Source organism: Comamonas thiooxydans, from assembly GCF_002157685.2.
Taxonomy (GTDB): Bacteria; Pseudomonadota; Gammaproteobacteria; order Burkholderiales; family Burkholderiaceae_C; genus Comamonas; species Comamonas testosteroni_H.
Window position 1 is genome coordinate 2,246,290 of the sequence record NZ_AP026738.1, and the last position, 13,822, is coordinate 2,260,111.

The 13,822-nt window shown below is 63.2% G+C and carries 14 protein-coding genes and 1 riboswitch; of the genes, 6 read left to right on the plus strand and 8 right to left on the minus strand.

Going from position 1 to position 13,822, the window contains the following annotated elements; all coding sequences use genetic code 11:
• Positions 1-112 precede the first annotated feature (112 nt).
• The 5 genes from CTR2_RS10375 (at position 113) to CTR2_RS10395 (ending at position 5,736) form a co-directional block, all read left to right on the plus strand.
• Positions 113-1,420, plus strand: coding sequence for an MFS transporter (locus CTR2_RS10375; RefSeq protein ID WP_087084158.1), 1,308 nt, complete (start codon positions 113-115; stop codon positions 1,418-1,420).
• 675 nt (positions 1,421-2,095) lie between these two features.
• Positions 2,096-2,998, plus strand: coding sequence for a glutamate ABC transporter substrate-binding protein (locus CTR2_RS10380; protein ID WP_087084157.1), 903 nt, complete (start codon positions 2,096-2,098; stop codon positions 2,996-2,998).
• A gap of 3 nt (positions 2,999-3,001) precedes the next feature.
• Positions 3,002-3,664 carry an amino acid ABC transporter permease gene (locus CTR2_RS10385; RefSeq protein WP_087084156.1) on the plus strand — a complete coding sequence of 221 codons (663 nt, stop codon included), beginning with the start codon at positions 3,002-3,004 and terminating at the stop codon, positions 3,662-3,664.
• Positions 3,661-4,461 (plus strand): amino acid ABC transporter permease, encoded by an 801-nt coding sequence (locus CTR2_RS10390; protein ID WP_087084155.1) that lies wholly within the window; start codon positions 3,661-3,663, stop codon positions 4,459-4,461. The genes CTR2_RS10385 and CTR2_RS10390 overlap by 4 nt, the downstream gene beginning before the upstream one ends.
• Positions 4,462-4,728: 267 nt before the next feature.
• A complete protein-coding gene (locus CTR2_RS10395; protein WP_087084154.1) occupies positions 4,729-5,736 on the plus strand; it encodes a LysR family transcriptional regulator in 1,008 nt (335 codons plus the stop codon).
• Positions 5,737-5,854: 118 nt separating this feature from the next.
• Here CTR2_RS10395 and cobF read toward each other — a convergent pair whose 3' ends face one another.
• From cobF to cbiE, 4 genes are read right to left on the minus strand one after another with little or no spacing between them, the layout of a single operon-like run.
• Positions 5,855-6,613 (minus strand): precorrin-6A synthase (deacetylating), encoded by a 759-nt coding sequence (gene cobF, locus CTR2_RS10400; protein ID WP_087084153.1) that lies wholly within the window; start codon positions 6,611-6,613, stop codon positions 5,855-5,857.
• Entirely contained in the window at positions 6,613-7,407 is a 795-nt protein-coding gene (gene cobM / locus CTR2_RS10405; RefSeq protein ID WP_087084152.1) for a precorrin-4 C(11)-methyltransferase, read from the minus strand. Before cobM ends, cobF begins: the two co-directional genes overlap by 1 nt.
• The gene (locus tag CTR2_RS10410; RefSeq protein WP_087084151.1) at positions 7,404-7,847 is read right to left on the minus strand and encodes a cobalamin biosynthesis protein; all 444 of its coding nucleotides are present in this window, start codon (positions 7,845-7,847) and stop codon (positions 7,404-7,406) included. The genes cobM and CTR2_RS10410 overlap by 4 nt, the downstream gene beginning before the upstream one ends.
• A complete protein-coding gene (cbiE, locus tag CTR2_RS10415) occupies positions 7,844-9,040 on the minus strand; it encodes a precorrin-6y C5,15-methyltransferase (decarboxylating) subunit CbiE (RefSeq protein ID WP_087084150.1) in 1,197 nt (398 codons plus the stop codon). Before cbiE ends, CTR2_RS10410 begins: the two co-directional genes overlap by 4 nt.
• On the opposite strand from cbiE, the gene CTR2_RS10420 reads away from it, so the two are divergent.
• Positions 9,033-9,788, plus strand: a complete 756-nt coding sequence (locus CTR2_RS10420) for a cobalt-precorrin-6A reductase (RefSeq protein ID WP_087084149.1) — start codon at positions 9,033-9,035, stop codon at positions 9,786-9,788. The two genes, cbiE and CTR2_RS10420, sit on opposite strands and share 8 nt — an antisense overlap.
• 31 nt (positions 9,789-9,819) lie before the next feature.
• Here the strand turns inward: CTR2_RS10420 and cobJ are convergent, their stop codons facing one another.
• From cobJ to CTR2_RS10440, 4 genes are read right to left on the minus strand one after another with little or no spacing between them, the layout of a single operon-like run.
• A complete protein-coding gene (gene cobJ, locus CTR2_RS10425; protein ID WP_087084148.1) occupies positions 9,820-10,608 on the minus strand; it encodes a precorrin-3B C(17)-methyltransferase in 789 nt (262 codons plus the stop codon).
• Positions 10,609-10,633: 25 nt separating this feature from the next.
• Complete coding sequence (cobI, locus tag CTR2_RS10430; protein WP_087084147.1) at positions 10,634-11,374, minus strand: precorrin-2 C(20)-methyltransferase; 741 nt, start codon at positions 11,372-11,374, stop codon at positions 10,634-10,636.
• 11 nt (positions 11,375-11,385) lie between these two features.
• On the minus strand, positions 11,386-12,015 hold the full coding sequence (locus CTR2_RS10435) for a precorrin-8X methylmutase (protein WP_087084146.1): 630 nt from the start codon (positions 12,013-12,015) through the stop codon (positions 11,386-11,388).
• Complete coding sequence (locus tag CTR2_RS10440) at positions 11,999-13,339, minus strand: nitrite reductase (RefSeq protein ID WP_087084145.1); 1,341 nt, start codon at positions 13,337-13,339, stop codon at positions 11,999-12,001. Before CTR2_RS10440 ends, CTR2_RS10435 begins: the two co-directional genes overlap by 17 nt.
• A gap of 129 nt (positions 13,340-13,468) precedes the next feature.
• Positions 13,469-13,707, minus strand: a riboswitch (cobalamin riboswitch).
• Between the last annotated feature and the right edge of the window lie 115 nt (positions 13,708-13,822).

The following is a 13,822-nucleotide window of genomic DNA, read 5'->3' on the forward strand; positions in this document are numbered from 1 at the left end:
CACTGGTGCCGCGAGACAAGGGGGCGACAAAGCCCTCGGCACCGATGTGAACCCAGGGGTGGCTCTTGTGGAGTTGCCCTCTATCCAAACCACCTTTCCGAATGGATGAATCATGACGAATGCGAACACCTTGAGCGCTGGTGCAGCAGCGCAGGCCAGTGAGAGCGGAGCACCCGCCGATGCCAAGCGCGCAGCGGTTTCGGGTTTTGTGGGCACCTTGATCGAATACTACGATTTCAGCTTGTACGGCTACATGGCCGTCGTGATTGCGCCGCTGTTCTTTCCCAGCGGCGACCCGACGGTATCGCTGCTGGCCGCACTGGCGGTGTTTGGCACGGCCTACTTCGTTCGTCCCTTGGGCGGCATCGTGTTTGGCCATATAGGCGACAAGTACGGCCGTAAGACGGCGCTGCTGGGCACGCTGATCTGCATGGGCATCGGCAGCACCTTGATGGGATTGCTGCCCACCTTTGAGCAGATGGGCTATTTCGCCACCGCCTTGTTGGTGCTGGTGCGCCTGTTGCAAGGCTTCTCGGCCGGTGGCGAAGTAGGGGGCTCGGCAACCTTTATCTCGGAGTCGTCGCCACCGCACATGAAGGCCACCTTTGGCGCCTTCACGCCAATGGGATCGACCGGTGGTTTTGCCGTTGCGGCCGCAGTGGCTGGCGCGGTCACCGCGCTCACCACGCCCGAGCAGATGAGTTCCTGGGGTTGGCGCATACCCTTTTTGCTGGCACTTCCGCTGACCCTGCTGTGCATCTGGGCCCGTACCCGCGTCAAGGAAACCTATGAGAGCAAGCCCGAGAAAAAAGAGCATTCGCCCATTGGTGCCGTCTTTCGCCTGCAGACCAAGGCCTTGCTGCAATCGACCGCGATCAGCGCCGCCACCAATGGCACGGCTTATATCGGGCTGACCTACATGAGTATCCATCTGGTCAAGCAACTGGGCTACCCCGCTGGCAATGTGTACTGGGTCGCCACCTTGGCCATCGGCCTGTCTGCGCTGCTGATGCCGCTGGGCGGCTATATCGGTGATCGCATCGGTCTGCGCCGCTTGATGCTGGTTGGCCTGATCGGCTACATCATCCTGACCTACCCGATGATGGGCCTGATGGAGCGCAGCCTGATGGTCGCTGCGTGGGCCTATGTGGTGCTGATGCTCAACACGGTTGCCACCCAGGTTAGCGCCTACACCTTGCTGCCACTGCTGTTCCAGCCGCAGTACCGCTACACCGGCGTTGCCACCGGCTGGAACTTGGGCGTGATCATTGCTGGCGGTACCGCCCCCTATGTGGCCGTCAAGCTGGTACAGATGACCGAGAATAAGCAGTCTCCTGCCTATTTTGTAATCGTCGCAGCCATCATTGGCCTGGTTGGTGTTCTATCCATCCGCCGCGATGTTGCGCGCTCGGTCACTTGAAGCTCATCTTGAAGGAGCAATGGGCGAGACCTGATCACTCTAAGGGGGCACATTCGGCGACCTTCCAACACCTCTTTGCGTTACAGAGCACACGGGCCAGCCGCTGATATCAGAGAGAGCCTCCTAGCTCAGCCACATCTCAAGGCTAAGCTGAGGGTAGAGTATCGGGCACTTAGCATGGCGGTCCTTATGCTACTCGCAGTCCAGCGGCGATGTTTGGGCTATTGCCGGTTTCAAAGACACCTTGTTAAGGAGGAAGATAAAACCGGAGGTGGTTTATGGGAACGAGACGGCAGTGCAGCTGGGAATTCAAGGTTGAAGCGGTCAAGCTGGTGACCGAGCGGTCTGGTTGGTGAGGCCACGTAGCCAGCATAGCCTGAGTGATAGGCGGCAATATTGCCTTGCCCGCGGCAGGTGCTGCTTGGCCGGCTTGGTACCAGCAATCGCATCGAGCTTGAGTTCAGACTGTTCGCTAGTTGCCATAGCCGGACGCCGGCAGGGTCAGTCTCTCGAATGAGTGCTAGGCAAGGCCTGAGACTGTTGGCGGCGTCGTGCCGTGTTGGGGCACAAGGGCTGTATTGTGTGCACAATGGTGGCTACGCTCGGACGAGCGGCTCGCGCATTCCAAATGCTGCTTTATATTGATTCGCGTCGCAGACCATCCAAGAAGACCGCATGTCGATCAAATCCATTCTGAAATCCACCGTGGTGGCACTGACGATCGTGACCGGTGGGTCGCTTTTCGCACAGGGCACTCCCATCAATGCAGCGGCCTATGACGCACTGGTTGCGCAGGGGCCTGTGGCCGATGCGGCGACCATCGCATCAAGCACCTGGGCCAGCAAGATCAAACAGGCTGGCACGCTGCGCCTCGGCAGCACGCAAACCTCGAATCTTTTCTCGCTGCTCAATGAGAAAGACGGCAAGATCCGCGGCTTTGACCTGGGCCTGGCCCAGCTCATCACTCGCTACATTCTGGGCGATGCCGCCAAGTACCAGTTCACGCAGGTGACCTCGTCCACGCGTGAGCAGGTGCTTATCAATAATCAGGTGGACATGGTCTTCGCCACCTACTCCATCACTCCTGCTCGCGCCGAGAAGATCTCGTTTGCTGGCCCTTACTACACATCGCAGTCCGGCGTACTGGTCAAGTCGAACAACAAGACGGTTCAGTCGTACAACGACCTGGGCGGCAAGAAGGTGGCCACGCAAGCGGGCTCCACGGGGCCTGCGATATTGGCTCAGTATGCCCCCAAGGCTGTCGTGCAGGAGTTTCAGACACATCAGGAAGCCCTCGATGCACTGCGTCAGGGGCGCGTGGATGCCTACGTGACCGATTACACGCTGCTGCTCAACGCCCTGAGCCTTGGCACCAGCAACGCGCGGCTGGCGGGCGCGCCATTCGGCGCGCAGGACCCCTATGGAGTTGGACTGCCCAAGGGTTCGGACGGCGTAGCATTTATCAATGCCTTCCTGAAGAAGCTGGAGGCTGACGGTACCTGGGCCAAGCTTTGGACTGTCTCCATAGGCCAGCGCACCGGCAGCACCACTGTTCCGACGCCGCCCGCCCTGCCTTGAACAATGGGTGAGGTTTCAAGACTCCTGGCCGACCATGGGCCTGCCTTCTGGCAGGCCCTCTTGCTGACATGGAAGCTCACGGTGGTGTCCTTTGTGCCCGGGGTCATGCTGGGCACGATCGTCGCGGTGCTTAGGCTTATGCCATTGCCGCCGTTGCGCTTGGCTCTGACTATCTACGTGGAGATCTTCCGCAATATTCCCAGCGTAGCGCTGCTGATCTTCATCGTTTTCGCGCTACCCGATCTCAACATCGTGATTGACTATGAGCCCAGCGTGATCCTGACGCTGACTCTGGTCTGCTCCGCGTTCACGGCGGACTACCTGCGCTCGGGTATCAACACCATTCCTGGCAGCCAGATTGAGGCCGCACTCAGCCTGGGCATGCGGCCGCTGCAGATTGTTTCTGCCGTGGTCTTGCCGCAGGCGCTGCGTTCGGTCGTGCAGCCGATGACTTCGCTGCTGATTGCATTGATGCTGTCGACTTCTCTGGCGTCGCAGTTGCCGTTTCCAGGCCGGGAGCTCACCGCACTCGTATCCAAGATCGCCAACGACTCGGCACTCGGCATTGCCGCGTTCGCCGTGGCTGCCACGATGTATGTAGCGACAGGCCTGCTCATCGCCTTGGCCGGCGCGGCTCTGGAAAAGAAAGTGCGGATACTGCGATGAGCCGCTCTCTGGAGGACATTCTGTTTGCTGCGCCAGGCCCCCAGGCCCGGGCTGTCACCAACGCGGTGAGCGCGATCGTCGCAGCCGTGCTGCTTTTGCTGGCGGTGGCAATCGTGTTCCGCTTCCATTCGGCAGGGCAGCTCGATGCCCCGTATTGGGAATTCTTTGCCTGGTTGACGACCTGGAGCTTTCTTGCCAAAGGTCTGCTCGGTACGCTGGCATCGTCGGCGATGGCCGCCGTCATTGCTCTGGTCCTCGGGCTGGTGCTGTTGCTGGGGCGGCTGTCGCGGCTGAGGCTGATGCGTTGGCCCAGCATTGCTGTCATCGAGTTCCTGCGCGGCACGCCGACGCTGCTGCTCATCTATGTTTGCTTTCTGGTGTTGCCATCGATCGGGATCAAGCTGAGCACCTATTGGATGCTGACCTTGCCCATAGGCCTGAGTACCGCAGCCGTGGTTGCCGAGGTATACCGCGCGGGCGTGCTCGCCGTTCCGCGCGGCCAGACCGATGCCGCGCGAAGCCTGGGGTTGACCGAAGTCCAGGTCTTTTTCTTCGTCGTCTTCCCTCAGGCCCTTCGCTACATTGTTCCGGCCCTGGTTGCGCAACTGGTCATCGTGGTCAAGGACACCACCTTCGGCTATGTCGTCACCTATGGTGAACTCATGCAGAACGCCAAGGTGCTCATAGCGAACTACCACTCACTGGTGCCGGTGTACCTGGTCGTGGCGGCGCTTTACTGCCTTGTGAACTATGCGATTTCAAAGGCGAGTCAGCGACTGGGTAGGCCCATGCATTGATCGCTCTCATGAGGTTCACGAGCGGCTGGTTCGGCGCTCTGTCATCAGCAGACGGGGCAATTGCCATGACAATGCGGTGTCGCAGCGTTTCTTGCGAACGCTCAAGCGGGAGTGAACGCACAGTCGGATGCGTGCAAGCCATCCGAATCACGGTCATTTCGATGCTCGATGCGAGTGGCTCGCCCTCGAACACTGGCTGTGTTCGGCGCCGGCGTTGGCGAGAGGCTGCAACGAACTTTGTGGAAGCGATCGACATCCGTTGAAATCATGGCTGCTGACTCTTCTTTTTCTCAGATACAGGCCGGAGCAGGCGCGGCAAGCCCCGAGGGCCGCTTGCTCTTTTCCCGCATGGTCAAGCAGGTACGGCTGCGTCAGTTGCAGCTTTTGCTGGCTTTGCAGCAATGTGGCTCGGTCATGCAGGCGGCAGTGGAGCTGAGCATGAGCCAGTCAGCGGCTACCCAGGCCCTGGCCGAGCTGGAGCGGGTGCTGGACATCAAACTGTTCGAGCGTCATGCGCGTGGCATGCGGCCCACAGTGGCAGGCCAGGCCTTGATCGATTCGGCACGCAGCATGCTGGTGGGACTGCAGGAAGTGTCCGAATCGCTGGCCTCTATCCGGCGCGGGGCTTCGGCTGCGTTGCGCCTCGGGGCCATTCCGGCAGCTGCGCTGTCGGTGCTCTCCCAGCTGCTGCCACGCTTTTACGAGGCACACCCGCAGGTCTATGTGGATGTGCATGAGGACGCCAGCGCCCCTTTGCTGTCGCAGCTCATGGCTTGCGGACTCGATGTGGTGTTCTGTCGCCAGCCCCAGCTTTTGCCGGTGGAGTTTTCCTTCGAGCCGCTGCTGCTGGATGCGGCCGTGGTGATTGCGGATGCAGGTCATCCGCTGGTCGGGCGGCGCGATGTGCCGCTGCCTGCCTTGAGGGGGGCGCGCTGGGTGCTGCCGAGCTTTGGCATTGCGGTACGCCATATCGTGGAGACCGAGGTGCTGCCCGTGCTGGAGGATGCCTCCTGGTTTCCGGCCTCCACCGTGTCCCTGCCCGTGCTCGAGGGCCTGCTCACCCAGCCTGGGGCCGTATCGCTGGTGCCTCGCAGCATCCTGCCGGGACTGCGTTCCCAGGGGCGTGTGCGTACGCTGGATGTGCGTATCGAGGGTGGCTTGCCGCCGCTGGGTGCGGTGTATCGTACAGACCATGCGCCAGCGCTGCTGCAGGAGATGCTCAGGCTCTGGCGTCGGCTCGAACTGACCCATGCAGCAGTACCGGCGTCCGCATAGGCTGGCATTGGCAAGCAAGCTGAACATCCCGGGTCATCGAATCCTTGATGCGGTGAAGCACACCGCACGGTGATCCGGTGTACCTGCCAGGCGACGGACGCGCCTTGGCGACCTTGGGTCAGGGTGCCGCAACCCTGCGCAGCAGGTAGATGTCCATGATCCAGCCATTTTGCTCGCGGGCCTGGGCGCGCCTGATGGTGATGTCTGGGGCGATGTCGCAAAGTCGGCCATGCATGAGCAATTGCTGTGGCATGCCCAGATAGGCGCCCCAGTAGATGTCGACATCGGTGTCTTTCAGCTGTTCATAGCTGCGTTGGCCATCCAGCATCACGACCAGGGTGTTCACTGCGGATGGCCAGCCGTTTTCGCGCAGCTGGCGGCCGGTGGTGATCAGAAAGGGTTCACCGATTTCATTGAGGGCGATGCCGTGGGCGCTGCACAGTACCTGCATGGACGTGATGCCAGGCACGACGCGTACCTGTTCGCGGGCCAGGCCCAGACGCGAGGCAATGCGCAGCGTGCTGTCGTAGAGGGCCGGATCGCCCCAAACGAGCAGGGCCACGCGTCCCGAGCGGGCAGGCAGACGGTCCTGAAGACTGGCTTGCCAGCGCCGGGCAATGGCGTCATGCCATTCGTCCACCTGCTGGTCGTAGTCCGATCCCTGCTGACGGCGTTGCGGCATGTCGAAGTGAGCAATTCGGCTCTCTTCCACGGCCAGGCTTTGCAGCAGCGACAGGCGGACCTGGGCCAGCTCGGCCTTGCTATCCTCCTTGTGCGGCAACAGAACCAGGTCGGCGCCGCGAATCGCTTTCTCTGCTTCCCGGGTGAGGTGATCGGGGTTGCCGGTGCCGATGCCGATCAGGAACAGCTCCAGCATCAGGCGCCCTCGGTTCCGCGAGGGAAGCGCGGTTCGTCGCCGCGCGGCCGGTAGCGGCGATCGTAGTCATTGGCATAGAGTCGGCTGTTGCCGAAATCCTGCTGGCTCAGTGTGGCCCCGACCAGAATCAGTGCGCTGCGCTGCAGCGGATTGGATTGGGCGGCGCTGGCGATATCTCCCACTCGGGTGCGCAGCAGTTGCTCGTCCGGCCATGAGGCGCGCCAGACAATGGCTGCAGGGCAATCTGGACCGTAATGGCTGGTGAGTTCCTGCTGCACCTGCTCGGCCACATGAACCGACAGATGAATCGCCAGTACGGCTCCGGTTGCAGCGAAGGCGGCCAGGGTTTCGCCGTCGGGCATGCTTGACGCCCGGCCCGAAGTACGTGTCAGCACCACCGATTGGCAGGAGCCGGGCAAAGTCAGCTCGGCCTCCAGGGCCGCGGCTGCGGCACTGAAGGCGGGGACACCGGGCGTGACGGTGTAGGGGATGTTCAATGCGCGCAGGGCGCGCAACTGCTCGCCCATGGCAGACCAGATGCTCAGGTCACCGGAATGCAGGCGGGCGACATCCTGCCCTTGCCCGTGTGCGGTCTGAATTTCTGCCACGATGTCTTCCAGCGACATGGGGGCGGTGTTGACGAGACGGGCTCCGGCAGGGCAGTGCGCCAGCAACTCGCTGGGTACCAGCGAGCCTGCGTACAGGCACACCGGCGATGCGGCCAGCAGATCACGCCCGCGAACGGTGATGAGGTCGGCCGCACCGGGGCCGGCTCCGATGAAATGAACGGTCAAGACAAAACTCCAGGGATAAATGGTGTGGGCAGCGGCAAGCCGGCAATCGCCAGCGTCGCACGTCGGTCTGCCGAAACGGTGCGCAGCACCAGCAGCCGGCTATGGGGCAGGACGGCGCCGGCATGCAGGGCCAGGGCTTCTGCAACGCTGCCCGTGGCAAAGCGCTGCTGCAATCTTGCGGAATGGGATGGTGTGGCGATATGCGCAATCGCGCTTTCGGCATAGGTCTTCCAGTCGATATGGCCCGGAATCTGGCCCGCCCAATCCTGCAAGGCGCGGGCCGCTGAGGTCTGGCTCCTGATGCTCAGAAGGGCAAAGGTCCAGTGGCAGGGCGCTGAATCCGCGCTCTCGAGCATATGGCGGACCTGGGTCCAGCAGCTCTCGAATGATTGAGGCAGGGCAGCGGCTTGAAATCCCCAGCCTGCGAACAAATATCTCATTGGCTGCTCCAGACCCACTGCACCAGGGGGCGAGACGGGGCCCAGGAATGCATGCTGCCCAGACTCTGTGCTTCGCTCCATTGCAGCTGATACAGTTGGCCGCCATGCGTGCGGTGCAGTTCCAGCAGCAGTGCCTGGGTGTGCAGCGCCACGGCATTCACCACCAGCCGCCAAGGCCCGGAAAGGCGCATGCACAGGGCATCGAACAGCTCGGCGCTGAAGCCGCCGCCGACAAAGATGGCCTGTGGCTCTGGCTGCAGACGGGGCAGGGCTGCCAGGGCGTGCTCATGAACCACTTCAAGCGCTGCCGCATGGCGCTGCGCGTTCTGCGCAATATTGGCCGCACGCGCGGCATGCTGCTCCACGCAGATGGCCTGGCCCCCCGCCAGACACCACTCGACGGCGACCGAGCCCGAACCCGCACCCAGATCCCAGAGCCACTCGCCTTGACGCGGAGCCAGCGCGGCCAGCGTCATGGCGCGCACCGGGCTTTTGGTGATCTGCCCGTCATGTGCAAACTCACTGATGGGCCTGCCAGGTACCCGGGACAGGCCTTTTCCGCCGCGTGCTTCGAAAGCTGCAGTCACAGGGGCCTTGGCAGGATGGGTTGCCAACAGTGCGGCCAGCTCGCGCACCGTGCCGCTGCGTATGTCCTGCTGATCGCTGCCTGCCTGCTCCACCAGCCACAGAGGGCTGTCGCCCCAGCCCTGCTGCAGCAGCCATTGCGCCAGGGTGTGAGCGGCCGGACCGTCACGCAACAGGCAGATAAAGCGTTCTTGAGGCGCCAGCAGAGGTGTCAGGCTGCTCAGGCTGCGGGCATGCAGGCCTAGGCAATGGGTGCGCTCCTGGGACCAGCCCAGCTCGCCAGCAATCCAGGAAAACGTCGAGGCTTGAGGGTAGTTGCGCCACTCGCCCGGCTGCAGGTGCCTGGCCAGAGATGCACCAGCACCGAAGTGAAACGGATCGCCGGACACCAGCACGGCCACACCTTGCTGTCCACGCAACTGCAGCACGGGCTCGACGCTGAAGGGCACAGGCCAGGCCCTGCCACGCGTCCCTGTTTGCGCCAGTGCCAGATGACGCGGACTGCCGAACACAACACTGGCATCATCCAGGGCTCGTCGCGCTGCAGGGCTCAGGCCTTCCAGCCCTGATGGATGAATTCCGATAATTGAAAGCCACGGATTGGCCATGACCCAAGTTCTCCTGTTAGGCGGCACTTTCGATGCCTATATGTTGTCCACGCTGCTGCATGAGGCAGGGGTGCAAGCCATCTACTCCTATGCCGGGGCCACCCAGACGCGCCGTACTCCGGCCTTGCCGGTACGTGTGGGCGGCTTTGGCGGCGTGCCGGGGCTGGTCGATTACCTGAGCGCGCATCACATCACCCATGTCATCGACGCCACCCACCCGTTCGCGGCACAGATGAGTGCCAATGCCATCGCGGCCTGCGCTCAACTGGATCTGCCCTTGCTGTGCATGGAGCGGCCAGCCTGGCAGGCGCAGCCCGGTGATCAATGGCAGCATGTGCCGGATATGGCGGCGGCCGCCAAGGCCCTGGACCCCATGTTCAAGCGGGTGTTTCTGGCCATTGGGCGCAAGCAGCTGGCGGCGTTTGCGGGCCTGGCCGGCGAGCACCAGTTTGTGCTGCGCGTCATCGACCAGGAGGGCGGCGCCTTGCCTTTGCCTGCATCCAGCTATGAGCTGATCGTGGCGCGCGGCCCGTTCCGGCTCGCCGATGAGCTGGCGCTGCTCGGGCAGTACCGCATCGACTGCATCGTCAGCAAGAACGCCGGTGGCGCAGATACCTATGCCAAGATCGAGGCCGCACGGCAACTGGGTATTCCGGTCATCATGGTTGACAGGCCGGTGCTGGCGTCGCGCACCCAGTGCCAAAGCCCTCAGCAGGCCATGGAGTGGCTGCGCCGCCAGCGTTGCTGAGCACCTGTGCCTGACAAGGCCTTGTGTGCGCTCAGGCATGCTCTGTTACGGCAGAGGTAGTGCTGCTTCCGGCCTCATAGCTGCGCGGGGTGTAGACATGCCTGCCAACCCGCCTGGTCTGGCTGTTGCCCACAATCACCACCGTGCGCATATCGGCCATGTCGGCTCGTGCGTCCAGCAGTCGTACGACCCGCAGCGTCTCATCGGGGCGGCTGACGTTGCGGGCAAAGCAGATCAGGCGCTCGGGCTCGCACTCCTGCTGCAGCACCTGCAGGGCGCGCGAGAAGCCCTCGGGGCGCGAGCGCGAGCAGGGGTTGTAGAAGGCCATGGCGAAATCGGCCTGGGCGGCCAGGCGGATGCGGCGCTCGATGATCTTCGCGGGCTTGAGGTTGTCGGATAGATTGATGGTGCAGAAATCATGTCCCAAGGGCGCGCCCAGGCGAGCTGCCGCTGCCAGCATGGCGGTGATACCCGGCTGCACCTGCACGTCCACGCCCTGCCAGCGGGCATGCTCCTCGGGGCTGGCCTGCTCCAGCGTCTCGAACACGGCACTGGCCATGGCGAACACCCCCGGGTCGCCCGACGAGAGCATCAGCACCTTGCGGCCCAGGGCTGCAAGATCCAAGGCATTGCGCGCACGCTCCAGTTCCTCGCGGTTGTCGCTGGCGTGCAGTTGCAGGTGCTCCAGGCCCTGCAGCCGCGCCACATAGGGAAAGTAGCCGAATACGTCGCTGGCGCTGGCAATGCTGTCGCGCACCTGCTGGGTCAGCAGGGCATCATCGCCCGGGCCCAGGCCCAGCACCAGGAGTTGTGGAGGCATTGTGGTCGTGCTCATGGCGGCGCATTCACATGTCGTTTGCCGGGCGACGGCCCTGGCCGTGCACGACGATGATGGCGAAATAGGGACAGCGCTCGGGTGCGTCGCGCAGTGGCATGACCTGCTGATCGCTCATGGTGCCGTTGATGACGAGCCATGCACGCTCCAGCTTGCCTTGCTCGCTCAGCAGCGAACGGATGCGGCCCAGATGCCGTCCCACCTTCATGATGACCAGCGCGTCCGAGCGCGCCATATGCTCACGCAGCGGCGTATCGGGCAGGGTCGCGGGCAGCACGCTCATCACATCGTCACCCCAAGTCATGGGAATGCCGGTGGCATGCCAGCAGCCCACCATGCCCGGTATGCCGGGCAGCACCTCCACCGTCACCTGTGCCGCCTGGCGCAGGCGCACATAAAGGTGCATGAAGGAGCCGTAGAAGAACGGATCGCCTTCGCAGAGCACGATCACATCCTCGCTGCGCGTGAGCTCCGTCAGCCTGGACTGCCAGTCCTGATAGAAGCTGGACAGCTGGGCGATATAGCGCGGGTCGTCGTGCGGGATCTCCGTGGTCAGCGGGTACTCCATCGGGTACTCCGTGACCTCGGCATGCAGCAGGCCATTGACCAGCTGCCGTGCCTTGCCCGGGTGACCGCGCTTGCGAAAGTAGGCCACATGGCGGGCGTTTCTCAGCAGGCGGTCGGCCTTCACGCTCATCATGTCGGGATCGCCGGGACCCAGTCCCACGCAGAAGATTTTTCCGTGATTCATGGTGACTCTTCCTACTCCACCGTGGTTGCCAGCGCGTTGATGGCGGCAACCGTGATGGCGGAGCCGCCTAGGCGCCCTTGCACGATGGCAAACGGAATCTGCCCCCATTCGCGCAGCGCGTCCTTGGACTCCGCTGCTCCCACAAATCCGACCGGGCAGCCGACGATGGCGGCCGGACGCGGACAGCCCGGGTCCTGCAGCATATGGAGCAGATGAAACAGGGCGGTCGGCGCATTGCCGATGGCGACCACGGCGCCGTCCAGATGCTCGCGCCACAGCTCCAGTGCTGCGGCGCTGCGGGTGTTGCCCATGTCGGCGGCCAGCGCTGGCACACGCGGGTCCTGCAGGGTGCAGATGATGGGGTTCTGTGCCGACAGGCGCTTGCGCGTGATGCCCTCGCTGACCATGCGTGCATCGCAGAGCACGGGTGCTCCTCGCTGCAGCGCGGCTTCCGCGGCTTCCGCAAAGGTCGGGGAGAAATGGATATGCGCGGCCAGCTCCACCATGCCGGCTGCGTGAATCATGCGGCAGGCGACCCGCTCTTCCACGGGGTTGAAACGCTTGAGATCGGCCTCGCGGCGGATGATGCTGAACGATTGCCGGTAAATCTCTTCACCGCACTTTTCATAGTTGTAGGTCATTGAGTTGTTGCTGTATATCGTGAGGATCGGAGTTCAGGGGTCGATAGGGAATGGATGCCCGGGTCGACGGTTGTGCCTCGGCGGGGCTAGCGTGCAGCCATATCTGGCCCGCTGTGTCCTGGCTGGCAAACACCACATTTGTCGCATCGGCAGGCAGGGCACAGAGCTTGGCGCAGCCGCTGATATGAAGATGCCGGTCCGCCTTCTGTGAGCTGGCGAATTGCAAGGCCATGGGCTGGGCCGGGATATGGGCCTGAGGGCAGTTGGGGGCGCCGGTGCAGGCCGAGACCCGCAGGCGCACATCCGCAGACTGGCTGATCCAGTCCCTGGCATCGAGCCGGGCAGGCAGTGAATCCAGGTGCTTGTTCGGCAGCAGCAAGGATTTCCAGGGCGTGACCCGGATCTCCGCTTGTTCGGGCATGAGAGCCGCCAGCTTCTGCATGGCCCATGCGTCCAGGCGCCCCAACGGGGCGCCGAGCAGCAGGCCGTGAGGGTTGAGTGCTCCGGGCCGCAACGACCTGGCAGCGTTCCTGTCCGGAGTGCGGGGCTCAAGGTTATGACTGGCCTTGGCGAGTCCGCAGGCCTGAAGGTCGATGGACTTGGCAAGGCCGCGCAATCGGCCTGCCGCCTGCGCGCTGCGCTCACGGGCAAACCACAGGGCAATCTGTATGGCTGCCTGCACGGCAGCCGGTGCAGTCTCAAAGCCATACCAGTCGTCCGATTGGCCCAGGGCAAGCCCATAGCCTCCATCGGCGCAGGCCCATAGCTGAAGGTCGGAGCTCATGTTTCGGAGATGGCACTGCGGATCGTCGACCAGCATGTCGAATTTGCCGGGCAGGGCCGGAATGCCCAGCTGTTGCAAGGCCAGGGGACTGAGGTCACGCGCCGCTGCACCGGAAAGCGCCAGAGCCAGTGCATGGGTGCGATCTCCTCTTGTATAGAACGGAGTGCAATGCACGGCAGGCGCCAGATCTGCCTGTTTATCGGCAGGGGCCAGTCTCGAGACAACAAGCGCCGTGCGCAAGGCAGGCAGGGCCGATTCGTGCACGCCGCGCAATTGCAGATTGCCGAGGCGGGTCAACTCGATCTGGCCCGAGGCATGGGTGCGTGCGAGCTCGGCCAGTACCAGCCACTGAGCGGCGCTTAGGGACGCGCAGCGAGGGCGTACGCGCACGATCCAGCCGTCCTGTGCCTGCATGGGCTTCCAGGTGCTGGGGCACCAGCCACGAATCTGGATGGTCTCAGGGCTGGACAAGCGCTGCTCCAGGCGACGCGGCCAAGGCACGGCCGGCCCGCTGGGACAAATCTGACTGGCAAATTCCATGCAACATAGGTCATCCACGGTCGGTTTGGCCGATACCCGGGCCAGACAAACAAAATGTGCAGAGGGAAATGAAGAGGTGATGAGCCGCGCGCAGGCGCCGGCATATCACAAGCCACATGCAATCCCGCTGCGCCTTGTACACATCAGGCCGGTCTCCGGACTTACAGAGCCCACCTGAGGGTGGCATGTCGATGCGCCTTCCCGCTTTCGCAGTGGCGGCCATGGCCGTGGGCCAGAGCGTGCATCGCCATATCTCTGATTACCGTTGCGGGTGCAGTGCAGGATTGATGGAGACTCCATCCACCTGCTTCTCGTTTCACCTCCGCGCGCAGAGCACGCCATGAGGCACCTGTGGTGGCGCGATCTTACGCGATAACCCGGTGCACCAGGCCCAAATCATCGGCCTGGCAGCAGCTTTCCTGCCGCCTGTGCGGCTGCCGGATATCGATAAGGCGAGCCGGCTGGCCGGCATGATGCCCTGTC